Origin of the sequence: Streptomyces sp. NPDC007991 (assembly GCF_042958445.1) — a bacterium.
Taxonomy (GTDB): Bacteria; Actinomycetota; Actinomycetes; order Streptomycetales; family Streptomycetaceae; genus Streptomyces.
In genome coordinates, this window is the sequence record NZ_JBIBJD010000002.1 from 561,088 (window position 1) to 576,369 (window position 15,282).

A 15,282-nucleotide genomic window follows, 5' to 3' on the forward strand; every position below is an offset into this window, starting at 1 on the left:
ACGGCGGGCTTCCCCCAGGGGAGCCCGCCGTAGGCGTACACGGACACCGCGCACGGACAGCGCACACGACGAAGGCGGGCCATCCGATCGGATGGCCCGCCTTCTCATCTGCTGTGGAGCTAAGGAGAATTGAACTCCTGACCTCCTGCATGCCATGCAGGCGCTCTACCAACTGAGCTATAGCCCCTTGCTGCGCCCCTCCGGGTTTCCCCGGCGGCGACGCCAACATTACTGGTCCTCCGGGCTCAACACCAAATCGATTTCGCCTCGCACGGAGATGCCCGCTATGTCGGGTTTACACCGACCCTGCGAGGCTATGCCGTGACGAACGAATAGAACCGCTTGAGCGTGCAGTGCTCCTCCAGAAGCCGGCCGTAGATCGGCTCGCCCTCCAGCTCACGGTACGTCTCGATCGGGTCGCCCTTTATGATCAGCGCCCGCGCGCACTCCTCGCACCAGTACTGGTAGTCGGGATTGATCGGCTCCATGTCGCGGACGATCGGAGTCCCGCTGCCACACCAGTCGCATTTCCGCCTGTGTGCACCCATCGATCAGCTCCAGCTGTGGCCGCAGGCCGTGCACACGTAGGAGATCCCGCCGTTGTCGCCGAGCATCTGGGCCACGTGCGCGGATCCGCAGGAAGGGCAGCTGAGGCGGGTCGACATATCCCGTGTCCATGCTGCTCCGAGGAGGTGGTCGACCTCCTGGATGCTCGCAGGCATCGCTACTCCTCCCGTCGGGCCGCGCCCCCTTCCGGCCGTTTGATTCTGCCACGACCGGACCAATACGGTCAGCGACGCCTCAGTACCAGTCCGGACACGGCAACCCGGCGGGGCCGTAGAGGTATACGCCTCAGGGTGCCCCAGTGACTCAAGGGGGAGCATGAAAAATCCCGCCCCCTGACGGGAACGGGATCTTGAAGCGTGGAGCTAAGGAGAATTGAACTCCTGACCTCCTGCATGCCATGCAGGCGCTCTACCAACTGAGCTATAGCCCCTCGTGTTCGTCTCCCCTGGCGGGGCGAACAAGAAGAACTTTAGCCTGCGACCAGCCGGAAAGTGAAATCCGGGGGTCAGTCGTCGTCGCCGAGCACCGGTTCCGGCAGGGTGCCGGCGTTGTGCTCCAGCAGGCGCCAGCCGCGGGCGCCTTCGCCGAGGACGGACCAGCAGCAGTTGGAGAGCCCGCCGAGGCTCTCCCAGTTGTGGGAGTCCAGGGCGAGGAGGCGGCCGATGGTGGTGCGGATGGTGCCGCCGTGACTGACCACGACGAGCGTGCCGTCCTGGGGGAGCTTCTCGGCGTGCCGCAGCACCACGGGGGCGGCGCGGTCGGCGACCTCGGTCTCCAGCTCGCCCCCGCCCCGGCGCACCGGCTCGCCGCGCTTCCACGCGGAGTACTCGTCGCCGTACCGGGCGATGATCTCCTCGTGCGTCAGTCCCTGCCAGGCGCCCGCGTAGGTCTCGCGCAGCGCCTCGTCGTGAGTGACGTCGAGGTCGGTGAGCGCGGCGAGTTCGGCGGCCGTGTTCGCGGCCCGCTTCAGGTCGGAGGCGATGATCGCGTCCGGCTTCAGGGCGACCAGCAGCCGGGCCGCGCGCCGGGCCTGGGCGACGCCGGTCTCGGTGAGCTCGACGTCCGTGGTGCCCTGGAAGCGGCGCTCCACGTTCCACGCGGTCTGGCCGTGCCGCCAGAGGATGACGCGGCGGCCCCGGCCCTTGCCGCCGGACGCCTCACTGAAGGAGGTCACCGCCAGTCACCGTCCAGCTCCGCCGCCTCCTCTGCCGCTTGCAGCTTGGCGTGCTCCTCGCCCTTGCCGCGGGTGGCCTTGGCGTCCTCGGGCAGGTCCAGCTCGGGGCAGTCCTTCCACAGCCTCTCCAGGGCGTAGAAGACGCGCTCCTCGCTGTGCTGGACGTGGACGACGATGTCGACGTAGTCGAGCAGCACCCAGCGGGCCTCGCGGTCGCCCTCGCGGCGCACCGGCTTGGCGCCGAGCTCCTTGTTGAGGCGCACCTCGATCTCGTCGACGATCGACTTGACCTGGCGGTCGTTGGGCGCCGAGGCCAGCAGGAAGGCGTCCGTGATGGACAGCACGTCACTGACGTCGTAGGCGACGATGTCGTGGGCCAGCTTGTCGGCGGCCGCCTGGGCGGCGGTGTTGATCAGCTCGTGAGAGCGGTCGGTCACGGTCACTACAAGGCTTTCCGTCGGCGGTCACTTGCCTCCAAGGGTCTCACGGACCGCCGCGCGCGCCCCACGTGATGGCGCGGACCACGTGGGGAGCACACGCCGGCCGGCTAGTCCGACGACGGCTTGTAGTCCTGGCCCAGGATGACGGCGACGTCGGCGCTCGCCGAGATCCTGCCCTTGGTGACGGAGCCCGCGGGCAGGCCCAGGGTCTTGGCCACCTCGGCCGCCTTGGCCTTGTCCGCGGCGTCGGCGTAGGTGACCTTGGACGTGGCCTGCGCGGAGCCGGCGGTGCCGCCCTCCAGGAAGGTGAAGCCGCCGTTGAGGAGCACCACACGGGCCTTCTCCGTGTTGTCCTTCACACCGCTGGCGTTCTGGACGGAGACGCTGACGGCGGCGTCCTTGTCGGGGCTCTTGGCGGTGCCGCCGAGGACGTTCTTGACCACGCCCGCACTGGCCTGGGCGCTGAGCGTGCCGTCGGCCTGGACGGGCAGCAGGTCCGTCCGGTAGTCGCCGCCCTTGGCGAGGTCGGAGAGCCCGGCGAGGAAGGAGCCGAGGTCCTTGTCGGTCAGGGAGGGGTCCAGGATCTGCGCCAGGGTCTGGATGGTGGTCGTCGCGGCCTGCGGGTCGGAGGACAGCTTGCGCAGGACGCCTTGCAGGACCTGCCCGAAGCGTTCCAGCTGGGCGCTCTGGGCCTCGCCGGGGGCGCGGTAGGTGGCGTAGGCGACGGCCATCTTGCCGCTGAGGGTCTGGGCCTTGCCCTTGTTGACCAGGGGGGCCTCGCCCTTCTTCTTGGCGTCGGGGTCGGGGACCTCGGCGTTGGTGTCCACGTCGATGTTGCCGACGAGGTCGACGAGGTTCTGCAGATAGGGGGTGTCCAGGCGCCAGGTGCCCTCGATGTCGGTGCCGAGGACCGTGTCGAGCGCGTCGCGGGTGCCGTCGGAGCCGTCGTCCTCGACCGACTTGGCGAGCGTCGTCGTGGTGCCGTCGTCGCTGTTCAGGGCGAGGGAGTTGGGCAGCAGGACGGTGGTGCCCCGCTTGGTGGTGGTGTTGTCGACGAGCAGGGCCGTGGCGGTGCCGCCGCCCTTGGTGTCGTGCAGGTGGACGACGATCACGTCGCGCTTCTGGGCACCCGCGGCCGTCGCCGTGCCCGTCGCGGAGTCGTCGGAGGACAGGCCGGGCAGCTTCCCCGCGTACCAGAGGTAACCGACGCCGCCGACCGCGGCGAGCGCGAGGACGACGACCAGGGCGACGATCCGGCTGCGGGCGCGGCGCCGGGCCTCCTCGCGGCGCTCGGTGCGGTTCTCGGTGAACTTCAGCCAGTCGATGACGTCTTCGGAGTTGTCGTCGGGTTCCTCGACGAAGGCGAACTGCTCGGTGTGGTATTCCCGTTGGGGTCCGCCTCGGACGTCCTCGGCGTCGGCCGGGCCCGCCTGCTGGGGGATGTGGGGGGTCTGTTCGGCGACGCGGGGCTGCTGGGCCGTACCGGCGCCGGCCGCGGCCTGGCCATAGGGGTCGTGAGCGGCGGTGCCGCCCTGCTGCTGCCCGGAGGCGTAGGGGTCGTAAGCCCCGTAGTCGTACGCGGGCGGGGACTGCTGCCCGGCCTGGGCGTACGGGTCGTAGCCGTAGCCCTGCTGTTGCTGCTGGGCGTACGGGTCGTACGTCTGCTGCTGGGTCTGGACCTGCCGGTAGACAGGCCGGCCGTACTCGTCGTAGCCGACGAGCTCGTACTGGTCGCCCCCGTACCCCGGGTCGTATCGGTCGTTCACCGGTGCCCCTCTCGGCTCACTCGCCGCGGTACAGCTCGCGCTTGTCGATGTAGCGCACGACTCCGTCCGGCACCAGGTACCAGATGGGGTCGCCCTTGGCGACTCTCGCACGGCAGTCCGTGGAGGAGATGGCGAGGGCGGGCACCTCGACGAGCGAGACACCGCCCTCCGGGAGTCCTGGGTCGTTCAGGTGGTGGCCCGGCCGGGTGACCCCGATGAAGTGCGCGAGGGAGATCAGTTCCTCGCTGTCCCGCCAGGTGAGGATCTGGGAGAGCGCGTCGGCGCCGGTGATGAAGAACAGGTCCGTGTCGGGGTTGAGCGCGCGCAGGTCGCGCAGCGTGTCCACGGTGTAGGTGGGGCCGCCGCGGTCGATGTCGATGCGGCTCACGGAGAACTGCGGGTTCTCCGCGGTCGCGATGACCGTCATCAGGTAGCGGTCCTCGGCCGGGGAGACCTTGCGGTGGCTCTTCTGCCAGGGCTGGCCGGTCGGGACGAAGACCACCTCGTCGAGGTGGAACGCCGCGGCGACCTCGCTGGCCGCCACCAGGTGCCCGTGGTGGATCGGGTCGAAGGTGCCGCCCATGACGCCGAGGCGGCGCTTGCCCGGCTGGGGCCGGCCGGTTCCGGGGCCGTCGATCTGGCGGTGCGCCGTGGTGGCACGCCGGGGCTCCGGGTGTCGCCCGGTGCCGCTCGCCGTGTCCTGTGCCGGGTCGTGCGGCGTCTCGTTCGCCGGACCGGTAGGCATGTCCTGCTCTCCCATGCGTGCAGACCCTACCGGCCCTGCCTGAGGGCCCCTGAGGGTCCGGCCGCCCCCGTGGTCCCGGGGCGCCCCGCGCGGGGCGCCCGGCCAGGGGTCAGCGGTCGCGGTTGAAGCGGGTGGTGATCCACAGCAGGAGCAGCAGGGCGAAGAGGGCGCCGCCACCGGTGAGGTAGGGGCTGAGGCTCTCGTGGTTACCGCCGTGCTCCTCGCCCTCGGCGGCGAGGGTGACCAACTGGGCAGCGGTGCTGTGGAAGCTCATCTTCGGCAGGACCTATCGCGTGTGGGCGGGTTAAAGACGTCGGCTCATCGTAAGCGGGCGCCCCGACGGCGATCACCCCGACTCCGTCTGTTTGTGACACGGAACCGGTGCGCGGTCCCGCCGGGGCCCGGCCGGGGAACCTTCCCGGCGGCTCAGTCGTCCTTCCGGCTGTAGCCACGCAGCAGGAACCACGCGGTCAGCACACAGCCCACGATCATCACGAGCAGTACGTACCGCAGCATCCCCGGCCCCCCTTGCCGATCGGCGGCGGTCGCGGCCTCGGCGAGCCAGGCGGCTGCGGGGTGGTGCTCCATGGCGGTGGTCTCCTTCGCTGTACTGCCCGACCACCGTAACTCCGCCTAGGCTGGGCTCAGCCTCGGGGAAGCAAAAGGCCGCACAAGGCGCCGCAAAGGTCATACAGACGCACATGGGGGAAGACATGTCCGACGGCCACGAGCACAACGGGCACGAGCACGTGCCGAGCAGGCAGCGCAGGCGCTTCCCCGGAATCTCCTCGCGCACCTACGAGCACCCGGCCGACCGCTCCGCCCTGGTGGCCCTGCGCAAGCTGAGCGGTTTCGACACGGTGTTCAAGGCGCTCAGCGGCCTGCTGCCCGAGCGCAGTCTGCGGCTGCTGTTCCTGTCCGACTCGGTGCGGGTCTCGGACCAGCAGTTCTCGCATCTGAACGTGATGCTGCAGGACGCCTGCTACATCCTGGACCTGGAGAAGGTCCCGCCGATGTACGTCAGCCAGGACCCACAGCCGAACGCGATGTGCATCGGCCTGGACGAGCCGATCATCGTCGTCACGACGGGGCTCGTCGAGCTGCTCGACGAGGAGGAGATGCGGGCGGTCGTCGGGCACGAGGTGGGGCACGCGCTGTCCGGGCACTCCGTCTACCGGACCATCCTGCTGTTCCTGACCAGCCTCGCCGTCCGGGTCGCCTGGATCCCGCTGGGCAACCTCGCGATCATGGCGATCGTGACCGGGCTGCGGGAGTGGTTCCGCAAGTCGGAACTGTCCGCGGACCGGGCGGGGCTGCTGGTCGGGCAGGATCTCCAGGCGTCCATGCGGGGTCTGATGAAGATCGCGGGCGGCAACCACCTGCATGAGATGAACGTGGACGCGTTCCTCGCCCAGGCCGAGGAGTACGAGGCCGGAGGCGACCTGCGCGACTCGGTGCTGAAGATCCTGAACGTGCTGCCGCGCTCCCACCCCTTCACCACCGTGCGGGCGGCCGAGCTGAAGAAGTGGGCCGAGTCGCGGGACTACCAGCGGATCATGGACGGCCACTACCCGCGCCGCGACGAGGACAAGGACACCTCGGTGCGGGACTCCTGGCGGGAGTCGGCGAACCACTACACGACCCATGTGAAGAGCTCCAAGGACCCGCTGATGAAGCTGGTCACGGACCTTGCCGGGGGCGCCGGCGACCTGGGCGACCGCGTCCGCCGGGGCTTCGGCGGCTTCGCGAACCCGGGCCAGAAGCCGCCCCGGGGCCCCGAGACGCCGGACCCGTCGGACTCCTCCTCAAACTCCCCGGACGACGACCAGCCGCCGCGCGACGGCAGCTGAGGCGCCCGCCTCGGCCTTGGAAAGCCCGCCTCACACCCTCGGCTGCGCGCTCGTCGCCAGCGTGCCGCACAGGGCCGTGGCGCTCCCCGTGGCGTAGGGGTCGGTGCCCGCGGGGCCGCCTTCCTTGGCCGTCTGGCCGGCCAGCAGGGGGCGCAGGTGGCTCGTGGAGTCCTCGGCGCAGGACAGCGGGCCGGCCTGGACGTAGGAGACGACCAGCTGGCCCTGGTGCAGGCGCAGATCGTCGCGGTCGAAGCGGAAGTGCAGCTCGCGCCGGACGGTGAACAGGGACACCTCGGCCTTGCCACCGGCCCCGGCCGGCCGCAGCGCGTACACGAGCGTGTGGTCGGCGGTGACCTCCAGCGTGGACGCGTCGACCTCGGCGGCCTGAAGCGTGCCCTGGACCCGCACCCTGCGGTCGGCCAGTTCGGCGCGGGAGGGGTCGAAGCGGACGAGCCAGCCGGTGGGCGCGTGGCGTCCGTCCGCGGTGGGACGGGCGAAGCTCTCGTCGAACTGGCCCAGTTGGTCGGGGTCCAGCAGGACACGGACGGCGCGGACCTCACCGCCCATGAGCACGCCCGGGTCGAGGGCGGAGCGGACGACGTAGTCCTTGGCGGTGGTCAGGGCGCTGACGACCTGGCTGTCCGAGAAGTGCGCGGTGCGCCGCGAGGCGGGCAGCGGCACTCCCTCCGCGCCGCTCTTGAACTGTGCGGCGGGGCTGCGCTCGTACAGGTGCGCCGTGTCGGCCGTGCCGGGCACCCTGCCCTCGGGGGCGAGCGGGATGACGGTCATCCGCAGGGGCTCGGCGGAGTCCCGGGCGGCGGGGGTCTGGTAGGGGTGCCGTACCCCCATGTAGATCGCGGTGCCGAAGGCGACGGCGATCAGCAGGACCAGGACCAGTGCCTGCCGGGACAGGCCCCGGCGCAGGGGCGGGGCGCGGCGTACGGCGGGCGCGTGATCGCCGATGCGCTCCTGCGCGGAGTACTCCTTGAGGCGGGCAGCCCGGACGAACGACTCGTCGAAGACGACGGATCGATACTCGTCCTCGCCACCTCCGGGAGCGCCCTCCGGGGCCCCCTCAGGTGGGTCTCCAGGCCCGCCCATATCTTCAGGGTAGGTCTCCGGAAGCTCGGGTAAACGCCCTGCCGCACCACAAGTTGTGACAGGTCCTCACCAAGACGGGCGGCTTCCGGTCAGGGGTTGCGCGGGATCACCGAGACGGCCGGCGGGGAGTACTCGGCGGAAGCGGAGGGAGCCGCCCCACTGCCCTGCCCCAGCCCTGTGGAGGTGGGCACCGGCACGGGATTCTCGCGGTCGGAGGAGGCGCCCCGGTAGACCGCCGCGAAGGCCAGCGCGACCATGCCGACGCCCATCACGAGGGCGAGCAGCCAGGCGACGGGGCGGTGCCAGCGGACCTGTTTGGAGTACGGCCCCGTACCGCCGTAGCGGTCCTCCAGCATGCCGGGGTCGTCCAGCTCGTCCAGCTCGGGATCATGGCCGAAATGGCCGGGCCCGTCCGGGCCGTATCCCTCGTCGTACCGTTCGCCTCGGGAGTGGGCGCGGCGCGCCTCCGCCTCGGAGGCCTCGGCTCTCGCCTTGGCGGCGGCCAGGAGGCGCTCCACGGCACTCGGCTCGTGCACCACGGCCGCGCGTACGAAGGCCTCGTCGAAGACCACGGAGGCGAACTCTTCGTCCGACACCCCGCGGTCGTGGTCGTCGTCGGGCTCCCGGCCGTCAGGAAACGGCGTGCCCCCCACGTCCTCCGGCACGGTTCCAGAGTAGACCTGGGGGGTCATTTTGGGCAGACGGTATGGAAATTCATCCGCTGGTTGAGACGGCGTTCACGGGTCCCGGGCGGCGCACGCGCGGCCCGTTCACCCCTGCCGCCCACATGTGCGCCGCCCTCACACAACCGTGGGGCGGGCGGCTCAGCGCCGTACGTGCCCGTCCCCGGTGACGATGTACTTCGTGCTGGTCAGCTCGGGCAGCCCCATCGGGCCGCGGGCGTGCAGCTTCTGCGTGGAGATGCCGATCTCCGCGCCGAAGCCGAACTGGCCGCCGTCGGTGAAGCGGGTGGAGGCGTTGACCGCGACCGTGGTCGAGTCGACCAGCTGGGTGAAGCGGCGGGCGGCCTGCTGGGACGTCGTGACGATGGCCTCGGTGTGGCCGGAGGTCCACAGCCGGATGTGCTCGACGGCCTTGTCCAGCGAGTCCACCACGGCCGCGGCGATGTCGTACGACAGGTACTCGGTCTCCCAGTCCTCGGCCGTCGCCTCGACGACCGTGGCCTTGGAGTCCTTGGCGTAGGCCTGCACGCGGTCGTCGGCGTGCACGGTGACCCCGGCCTCCGCGAGGGCGTCCAGGGCGCGCGGCAGGAACGCGGCGGCGATGTCCTGGTGGACCAGCAGGGTCTCGGCGGCGTTGCAGACGCCGACGCGCTGGGCCTTGGAGTTGACCAGGATCTCGACGGCCATGTCGAGGTCGGCCTGGGCGTCGACGTAGACGTGGCAGTTGCCGGTGCCGGTCTCGATGACCGGGACGACGGACTCCTGGACGACCGTGTTGATCAGGGAGGCGCCGCCGCGCGGGATGAGCACGTCGACTAGGCCGCGGGCGCGCATCAGCTCGCGCACGCTGTCGCGGCTCTCGCCGGGCACGAGCTGGACGGCGTCGGCGGGCAGCCCGGCCCCGCCCACGGCGTCGCGCAGGACGCGCACGAGCGCGGTGTTCGACTGGTAGGCCGAGGAGGAGCCGCGCAGCAGGACGGCGTTGCCGGACTTCAGGCACAGGGCGGCGGCGTCGACGGTGACGTTCGGCCGGCCCTCGTAGATGATCCCGACGACACCGAGCGGCACGCGGACCTGGCGCAGGTCGATGCCGTTGGGCAGCGTGGAGCCGCGCACGACCTCGCCGACCGGGTCGGGCAGCGCGGCGACGTCGCGCACGTCGGAGGCGATGGCACGGATCCGCTCGGGGGTGAGCGTGAGCCGGTCGATCATGCCCTCGCTGATGCCGGCCTCGCGGGCCTTGGCGACGTCCTTGGCGTTGGCCTCGACGATCTCGCTCGTGCGGACCTCCAGCGCGTCGGCGATGGCGAGCAGCGCGTCGTCCTTGTCGGCCCGCGGCAGCGGCGCGAGGCTCGCGGCGGCGGCCTTGGCGCGGTAGGCGGCCTCGGTGACCGGGGACATGGAGTCGTACGGCGAAAGCGTGGTCATAAGGGAAGCGTAGTGTGCCGGGCGGGACCGTTCACGGCGCGTTCCACACCCCGAGACGCATCCCGGGACAGCTCCCGAGGCGCGTGCCGGGGCCTCCGGGCGGACCGGGTCAGAACGGATGCACTCCGACCGGCGACGCCGGCGGGGGCCCGTACCCCTCGGCGATGCGCTGGTGGTAGGTCGCGCGGTCGATGACCTCCAGGCCGACGATCTCCCAGGGCGGCAGCCCGGCGGTCTGCCGGTGCTCGCCCCACAGGCGCAGGGCGACGGCTGCCGCGTCGTGCAGGTCGCGGGCCTCCTCCCAGTAGCGGATCTCCGCGTGGTCGACCGCGTACCGGCTGGTCAGGAGGAAGGGGTGGTCGTGGGCGAGCTGTTCGAGGGCGCGCCGGACCTCGGGGAGGGGGGCCTCCTTGCCGGAGACGCTGAGGGTGACGTGCCACAGGCGCGGGGTGTCACCGGGCTCCTCGCCCTCGAAGCGGTCCCCCGCTGCCACGCTCGTCAGGGCCCGCTCCTCACCGGCCGCGCGGGAGCCGGCACCACCACGGGACGCCGAGGCCCCAGGGCGCACTCGTCTCACGACGGCCTCCTTTCGCTGTGGCGCTGCTGCGGAACATGTCCCCGGGACAAAGTTGAGCAGGCCGCGGGAGATCGCGGGGCGGTTTTGCGGAACGTCCACCACCGGGGGCGGACGTTTCGACACATTACGGATGCAGGAGCACCAGGTCGTCCCTGTGTACGACCTCGCGCTCGTACGCGGGTCCGAGTTCACGGGCCAGCTCGCGGGTGGAGCGGCCGATCAACCGGGGGATCTCCTTGGCGTCGAAATTGACGAGCCCGCGGGCCACGGCGTGCCCCGTGTCGTCCCGCAGCTCGACCGGGTCACCGGCGCTGAACTCGCCCTCGACGGCGGCGATGCCGGCCGGCAGCAGCGACGTGCGGCGCTCCACGACGGCCTGGACGGCGCCGTCGTCCAGGGTGAGGGCGCCCTGTGGGGTGGAGGCGTGCTGGAGCCACAGCAGCCGGTCGGCGGAGCGCTTGCCGGTGGGGTGGAAGTAGGTGCCGGTGTCCTGGCCGGTCAGGGCGTCGGCCGCGTGGACGGCGCTGGTGAGCACGACGGGGATGCCGGCGGCGGCGGCGATCCGGGCGGCCTCCACCTTGGTGACCATGCCGCCGGTGCCGACGCCGGCCTTGCCCGCGCTGCCGATCTCGACGCCCGCGAGATCGGACGGCTCACGCACCTCGGCGATGCGGGAGGTGCCGGGCTTGCCGGGGTCGCCGTCGTAGACACCGTCCACGTCGGACAGCAGGACCAGCAGGTCGGCGCGGACGAGGTGGGCGACGAGGGCGGCGAGGCGGTCGTTGTCGCCGAAGCGGATCTCGTCCGTGGCGACGGTGTCGTTCTCGTTGACGATCGGGAACGCGCCCATCGCGAGCAGCTTGTCCAGGGTGCGGGAGGCGTTGCGGTGGTGGGCGCGGCGGCTCATGTCGTCGGAGGTGAGGAGCACCTGGCCGACGCCGACGCCGTAGCGGGCGAAGGAGGCGGTGTAGCGGGCGACCAGCAGGCCCTGGCCGACGCTGGCGGCTGCCTGCTGCCGGGCGAGGTCCCTGGGGCGGCGGCGCAGGCCCAGCGGGGCGAGACCGGCCGCGATGGCGCCCGAGGAGACCAGGACGATCTCGCGCTCGCCGCCGCTGCGGACCTTGGCGAGCACGTCGACCAGCGCGTCCACCCGGTCCGCGTCCAGACCGCCCGAGGCGGTGGTCAGCGAGGAGGACCCGACCTTGACGACGATCCTGCGGGCCTCGCCCACGGCCTGCCTTGCCCCTGCCACGTCGCCGTCCGTCCCCTCGCGTCGATCCGTTCGCTCACCAGGAAATCTACGGGACGGGCGGACCGGGCGCGGCGCCGGTCCACGCTACGGACGGTGCTGCTCACGTCACGGGAGCGGCCGTCGCCCGCTTCGGTCCCGCCCCACCCCACGACAGGAATGTGATCTTCCGCTACCGTCCGACGACACGCCGGACGGCAGCCGCCCCACGCCCGGACGACACTCGCGTGTCGTCGGGAGGTCGCCGCACGTTAACCCGGACGGCCGACCTGCGCCGCGCCGACCCGACGCTCCTGGAGTGACCGCAGTGCCCCTACCTCTCCCCCGCCCACCGGCCCTGCTGAAGGGGCTGGTCACCATCGTCCTGGCCGCCGCGTTCGCCGCTCAGGCGGTCGCGGCGCTCATGCCCCACGTCCCCCTGCTGCTCGCCTCGACCACCGTCTCCCTGGCCACCGAGGGCGTCCTGTACCGGTGGCAGCGCGGGGTGCTGTCGCTGTTCGCCAAGTCGCACGCGGACATCGCCGTGCGGCACGTCCTGCGGGACCTGCTGCTGGTCGTGGGTCTGCTGCGGCTCGGGGAGCAGGACCGGGAGACGGTGTACGCCCCGCTCGTGGCCGGTCTGCTCGCCTTCTACGTGCTGCACTGCGCGATCCAGGCGCTCTCCGTGCTGGTGCGCCGGACCCGCACCCTGCCGGTGGTGACCCGGAACATCGACGCCTCGGCCCTGCGGCTGTCCCCGGCCCCGTCCGTGCTGCTGCGCCGCCCCGGCCACCGGCTGCTGGTGTTCGGCCTGCCGGCGACGGCCGGGCTGCTGGCCGCCGCGCCGGGCGACGAGCCGGTGTACGCCGCCGCGGGCATCGCGCTCTCCCTCGCCCTCGCGCTGACCGGCCTCGGCGCCCTGCTCCTGAGGCTGCTGCCGGGTCGCCGCCCGGCCGGCGAGCAGGAGGCGCTCGCCTGGTTCGACGCGTGGCTGGCCGAGTACCGGCCGACCGTGGGCCTGTACTTCTCCGGCGGCATCTCCTCGGCCTACCAGGCGAACATGTGGCTGGAGCCGGTCGCGAAGCTCGACGGCAAGCCGGTCATCGTGCTGCGCGAGCGGTTCATGGTGCAGAAGATCGCGGCGACGGACATCCCGATCGTGTGCCTGCCGAAGGTGTCGACACTGATGCGTCTGGAGCACTCCACGCTCCAGGTCCTCATCCACCCGTCGAACTCCGGCAAGACCTCCCAGGTGCTGCGCATCCCCACGATCAGGCACACCTTCGTCAACCACGGCGAGAGCGACAAGCTGTCCTCGTGCAACCCGTACGCGAAGGCGTACGACGAGGTCTGGGTGGCCGGTCCCGCCGCGCGCGAGCGCTACGCCCTGGCCGAGGTGGGCGTCGAGGACAAGGACGTGGTGGAGACGGGCCGCCCGCAGCTGGACGCCGTACGGCCGTACGCGGGCCCGCCGACCGGGACGTACACGACCGTGCTGTACGCGCCGACCTGGGAGGGCTGGGACGGCAACCCCGGCAACACGTCGGTGATCGCGGCCGGTGAGAACCTGGTGCGGGCGCTGCTCGCCGATCCGGGCGTGCGGCTGCTGTACAAGCCGCATCCGCTGACGGGGTCGGTGGACCCGCGCGCGGGCGCGGCCGATCTGCGCATCCGGGAGCTGATCCGGGCGGCCAACCGGGAGCGCACGGACGGGCGTCGCCCCACGGCCGGTGCCCCGCTCGCCCGCCTCACCGAGGAGCTCGACCGGCTCACCACGGCCGACTTCCGGGCCGGGGCCGACACACTGGAGCGGATGCTCGTGCAGTCGGCGCCGGAGCCGGGCCGGGCGGAGGCGGTGGCACGGGCGACGGCGGCCTGGGAGGAGGCTTACTGGGCCTCGCTGCGGGAGGGCGAGCACCAGATCATCACGGACGCCCGGCCCGCGCTGTACTCCTGCTTCAACGTGGCCGACCTGCTGATCAGCGACGTGTCGAGCGTGATCAGTGACTTCCTGGCGAGCGAGAAGCCGTACGCGGTGGCGAACACCAGCGGGCTGCCCGAGGATGCCTTCCGTACGGCGTTCCCGACGGTGGCGGCGGCGACGGTGCTGACACCGGACGCGGCCGGGGTGCCGAGCCTGCTGGAGTCGGTCCGGTACCCGGAGAAGGACACCCTGGCCGAGGCACGCGCCGCGCTGAAGCTGCGCCTGCTGGGCCCGGCCGATCCGCCGTCGCAGGAGCGCTTCAACGCGGCCGTACAGGCCCTGTGCGCTCAGGCCCGGGACTACCGGGCGCGGGTGGCGGAGCGCCTGGTGGCGGAACGGCCGGCAGCGGAACTGCCCGGCCAGCGCACGCAGCCGGCGAGCGGCGAGGCGGCCCTGCCGACGACGGCACCGCGCTAGCGGCACACACGACCGACCAGCCGGCGAACCAACCGACCGGACCGCGGGGCCGGTGGGCGATCGCCCACCGGCCCCGCGCCCGCGTTCACGCCGCCTGACGCACCTCACGCGAGGTCAGCACGCGCCGCGCCTTGCGCACCGCCCGGCGGACGAACGTGTCGACGCCGCCCTCGCGGTAGCCCGGGAAGGCGCGGGCCTCGCGCGGCTCGGCGAGGTACACCGAGTCGGGGATGCCCGCCGCGCGGTCGCGGAAGTGCGGGTAGACCAGGTAGACGCGGCGGCCCTTCTTCTCCAGCAGCGCCGCCGCCTGCTTCTTGGCCTTGACGAACTTCACGACGTCCAGCAGCAGTTCGGGCCGCTGCTCGGCGACCAGATGCAGCCGCAGCCGCTCGTGGACCTTGAGGCGCTGGGCGACGCCCTCGGTCCAGTACGCATCCATCAGCGGCTTGGCCAGCTCGAACTTGTGCCGGCGTATCTCCTCGCTGTCCGTCAGGTACTTGGGCCCGAACTGCGGCAGCAGGGTGACGAGGAACGGCCGGACCATCAGCTGGTCGCGCCGGCCGCCCGCGGGGACGAGTTCGGCGACGAGGTTCATCAGGGCCCGCGCGGAGTCGAAGCGCAGCGTGTAACTGCCGCTCTTCGTCACGTGCTTGCCGTCGTCACGGCCCACCAGGTAGTAGCAGGTGTGGTCGGCGACCACGGAGACGCCGTCGGCCCGCAGGTACGCCTCCATCGTGAACAGGGCGTCCTCGCCGGTGAACAGCGACTCGTCGAACCGCATGCCGTGCCGGTCGAGCAGCGCGCGGCGGAACAGCTTCTGCGCGCTGAGCGTGAACTTGATGTTGGACGAGTAGACGTCCGTGCGCTCCACCGTCCTGCCCCACATGGACTTCGGTGCCGAGCGGTTGACGCCCTCGACCTTGCCGAGGACGACGTCCGTCCCCGCGCGGTCGGCCATGCCGACCATCCGCTCCAGGGCCTCGGGGCCCAGCCGGTCGTCGGCGTCGAGGAAGAAGACGTAACGGCCGCTCGCCTTGGCCAGACCGACGTTGCGCGGACCGCTGGGGCCGCCGGAGTTCTCCTGCCGGATCACCAGGACGTGCATGGGAGCGCGCTCGGCGAACTCCTCCAGGTACTCCCCCGTACCGTCCGTCGATCCGTCGTCCACCGCGATGACCTCGATGCGCTCCGGATCGATGGTCTGTGCCTCGACGGACGCGAGGCACTCGATCAGGTACGGCATCGCTTCGTACGCACCGATGATCACACTCACATCAGGCTGCGTCACGGTCACGTTTCCCCCTAGTCAATGGGATATTCCC

Annotated in this window: 16 protein-coding genes and 2 tRNA genes; 2 read left to right on the plus strand and 16 right to left on the minus strand. The window is 71.5% G+C overall.

The features are described 5' to 3' along the window. Positions 1-114: 114 nt before the first annotated feature. From ACFZDA_RS06645 to ACFZDA_RS06690, 10 genes are all read right to left on the minus strand, one after another. A tRNA-Ala gene (locus ACFZDA_RS06645) sits at positions 115-187 on the minus strand. A 127-nt stretch (positions 188-314) separates the two neighbouring features. Continuing rightward, positions 315-548 carry a hypothetical protein gene (locus tag ACFZDA_RS06650; RefSeq protein WP_006136074.1) on the minus strand — a complete coding sequence of 78 codons (234 nt, stop codon included), beginning with the start codon at positions 546-548 and terminating at the stop codon, positions 315-317. Between the two features lie 3 nt (positions 549-551). Further along, a complete protein-coding gene (locus tag ACFZDA_RS06655) occupies positions 552-722 on the minus strand; it encodes a hypothetical protein (protein ID WP_391075880.1) in 171 nt (56 codons plus the stop codon). Positions 723-924: 202 nt separating this feature from the next. After that, a tRNA-Ala gene (locus tag ACFZDA_RS06660) sits at positions 925-997 on the minus strand. A gap of 75 nt (positions 998-1,072) precedes the next feature. Continuing rightward, the gene (locus tag ACFZDA_RS06665; protein ID WP_391076783.1) at positions 1,073-1,747 is read right to left on the minus strand and encodes a histidine phosphatase family protein; all 675 of its coding nucleotides are present in this window, start codon (positions 1,745-1,747) and stop codon (positions 1,073-1,075) included. Continuing rightward, on the minus strand, positions 1,738-2,184 hold the full coding sequence (gene rsfS, locus ACFZDA_RS06670) for a ribosome silencing factor (RefSeq protein ID WP_391075884.1): 447 nt from the start codon (positions 2,182-2,184) through the stop codon (positions 1,738-1,740). The genes ACFZDA_RS06665 and rsfS overlap by 10 nt, the downstream gene beginning before the upstream one ends. A gap of 104 nt (positions 2,185-2,288) precedes the next feature. Further along, positions 2,289-3,947 (minus strand): LytR C-terminal domain-containing protein, encoded by a 1,659-nt coding sequence (locus ACFZDA_RS06675; protein ID WP_391075886.1) that lies wholly within the window; start codon positions 3,945-3,947, stop codon positions 2,289-2,291. A gap of 16 nt (positions 3,948-3,963) precedes the next feature. Then, positions 3,964-4,707: a nicotinate-nucleotide adenylyltransferase gene (gene nadD / locus ACFZDA_RS06680; protein ID WP_391075889.1), complete on the minus strand. Its 744-nt coding sequence runs from the start codon at positions 4,705-4,707 to the stop codon at positions 3,964-3,966. 94 nt (positions 4,708-4,801) lie between these two features. Next, positions 4,802-4,966 (minus strand): hypothetical protein, encoded by a 165-nt coding sequence (locus tag ACFZDA_RS06685; protein ID WP_010041970.1) that lies wholly within the window; start codon positions 4,964-4,966, stop codon positions 4,802-4,804. Positions 4,967-5,118: 152 nt separating this feature from the next. Next, on the minus strand, positions 5,119-5,280 hold the full coding sequence (locus ACFZDA_RS06690; RefSeq protein ID WP_391075892.1) for a hypothetical protein: 162 nt from the start codon (positions 5,278-5,280) through the stop codon (positions 5,119-5,121). A 125-nt stretch (positions 5,281-5,405) separates the two neighbouring features. On the opposite strand from ACFZDA_RS06690, the gene ACFZDA_RS06695 reads away from it, so the two are divergent. Beyond that, positions 5,406-6,542, plus strand: a complete 1,137-nt coding sequence (locus tag ACFZDA_RS06695; RefSeq protein WP_391076786.1) for a M48 family metalloprotease — start codon at positions 5,406-5,408, stop codon at positions 6,540-6,542. Between the two features lie 30 nt (positions 6,543-6,572). Here the strand turns inward: ACFZDA_RS06695 and ACFZDA_RS06700 are convergent, their stop codons facing one another. From ACFZDA_RS06700 to proB, 5 genes are all read right to left on the minus strand, one after another. Further along, entirely contained in the window at positions 6,573-7,643 is a 1,071-nt protein-coding gene (locus ACFZDA_RS06700) for a hypothetical protein (RefSeq protein WP_391075895.1), read from the minus strand. Between the two features lie 89 nt (positions 7,644-7,732). Next, entirely contained in the window at positions 7,733-8,335 is a 603-nt protein-coding gene (locus ACFZDA_RS06705; RefSeq protein ID WP_391075898.1) for a hypothetical protein, read from the minus strand. Positions 8,336-8,467: 132 nt separating this feature from the next. After that, a complete protein-coding gene (locus tag ACFZDA_RS06710; protein ID WP_391075902.1) occupies positions 8,468-9,754 on the minus strand; it encodes a glutamate-5-semialdehyde dehydrogenase in 1,287 nt (428 codons plus the stop codon). Between the two features lie 109 nt (positions 9,755-9,863). Beyond that, positions 9,864-10,322: a hypothetical protein gene (locus tag ACFZDA_RS06715; protein ID WP_391076789.1), complete on the minus strand. Its 459-nt coding sequence runs from the start codon at positions 10,320-10,322 to the stop codon at positions 9,864-9,866. Positions 10,323-10,455: 133 nt separating this feature from the next. Continuing rightward, a complete protein-coding gene (gene proB / locus ACFZDA_RS06720) occupies positions 10,456-11,562 on the minus strand; it encodes a glutamate 5-kinase (RefSeq protein WP_391076791.1) in 1,107 nt (368 codons plus the stop codon). A 325-nt stretch (positions 11,563-11,887) separates the two neighbouring features. On the opposite strand from proB, the gene ACFZDA_RS06725 reads away from it, so the two are divergent. Then, the gene (locus ACFZDA_RS06725; RefSeq protein ID WP_391076794.1) at positions 11,888-13,960 is read left to right on the plus strand and encodes a hypothetical protein; all 2,073 of its coding nucleotides are present in this window, start codon (positions 11,888-11,890) and stop codon (positions 13,958-13,960) included. Positions 13,961-14,045: 85 nt separating this feature from the next. Here ACFZDA_RS06725 and ACFZDA_RS06730 read toward each other — a convergent pair whose 3' ends face one another. After that, positions 14,046-15,254: a glycosyltransferase gene (locus tag ACFZDA_RS06730; protein ID WP_391075905.1), complete on the minus strand. Its 1,209-nt coding sequence runs from the start codon at positions 15,252-15,254 to the stop codon at positions 14,046-14,048. Positions 15,255-15,282 lie beyond the last annotated feature (28 nt).

Bases quoted from the DNA above. Each gene is read 5' to 3' on its own strand.
- ACFZDA_RS06705 (WP_391075898.1), bottom strand. From the start codon at position 8,335: ATGACCCCCCAGGTCTACTCTGGAACCGTGCCGGAGGACGTGGGGGGC.
- ACFZDA_RS06710 (WP_391075902.1), bottom strand. From the start codon at position 9,754: ATGACCACGCTTTCGCCGTACGACTCCATGTCCCCGGTCACCGAGGCC.
- ACFZDA_RS06695 (WP_391076786.1), top strand. From the start codon at position 5,406: ATGTCCGACGGCCACGAGCACAACGGGCACGAGCACGTGCCGAGCAGG.
- ACFZDA_RS06700 (WP_391075895.1), bottom strand. From the start codon at position 7,643: ATGGGCGGGCCTGGAGACCCACCTGAGGGGGCCCCGGAGGGCGCTCCC.
- ACFZDA_RS06655 (WP_391075880.1), bottom strand. From the start codon at position 722: ATGCCTGCGAGCATCCAGGAGGTCGACCACCTCCTCGGAGCAGCATGG.
- ACFZDA_RS06690 (WP_391075892.1), bottom strand. From the start codon at position 5,280: ATGGAGCACCACCCCGCAGCCGCCTGGCTCGCCGAGGCCGCGACCGCC.
- ACFZDA_RS06685 (WP_010041970.1), bottom strand. From the start codon at position 4,966: ATGAGCTTCCACAGCACCGCTGCCCAGTTGGTCACCCTCGCCGCCGAG.
- nadD (WP_391075889.1), bottom strand. From the start codon at position 4,707: ATGGGAGAGCAGGACATGCCTACCGGTCCGGCGAACGAGACGCCGCAC.
- ACFZDA_RS06650 (WP_006136074.1), bottom strand. From the start codon at position 548: ATGGGTGCACACAGGCGGAAATGCGACTGGTGTGGCAGCGGGACTCCG.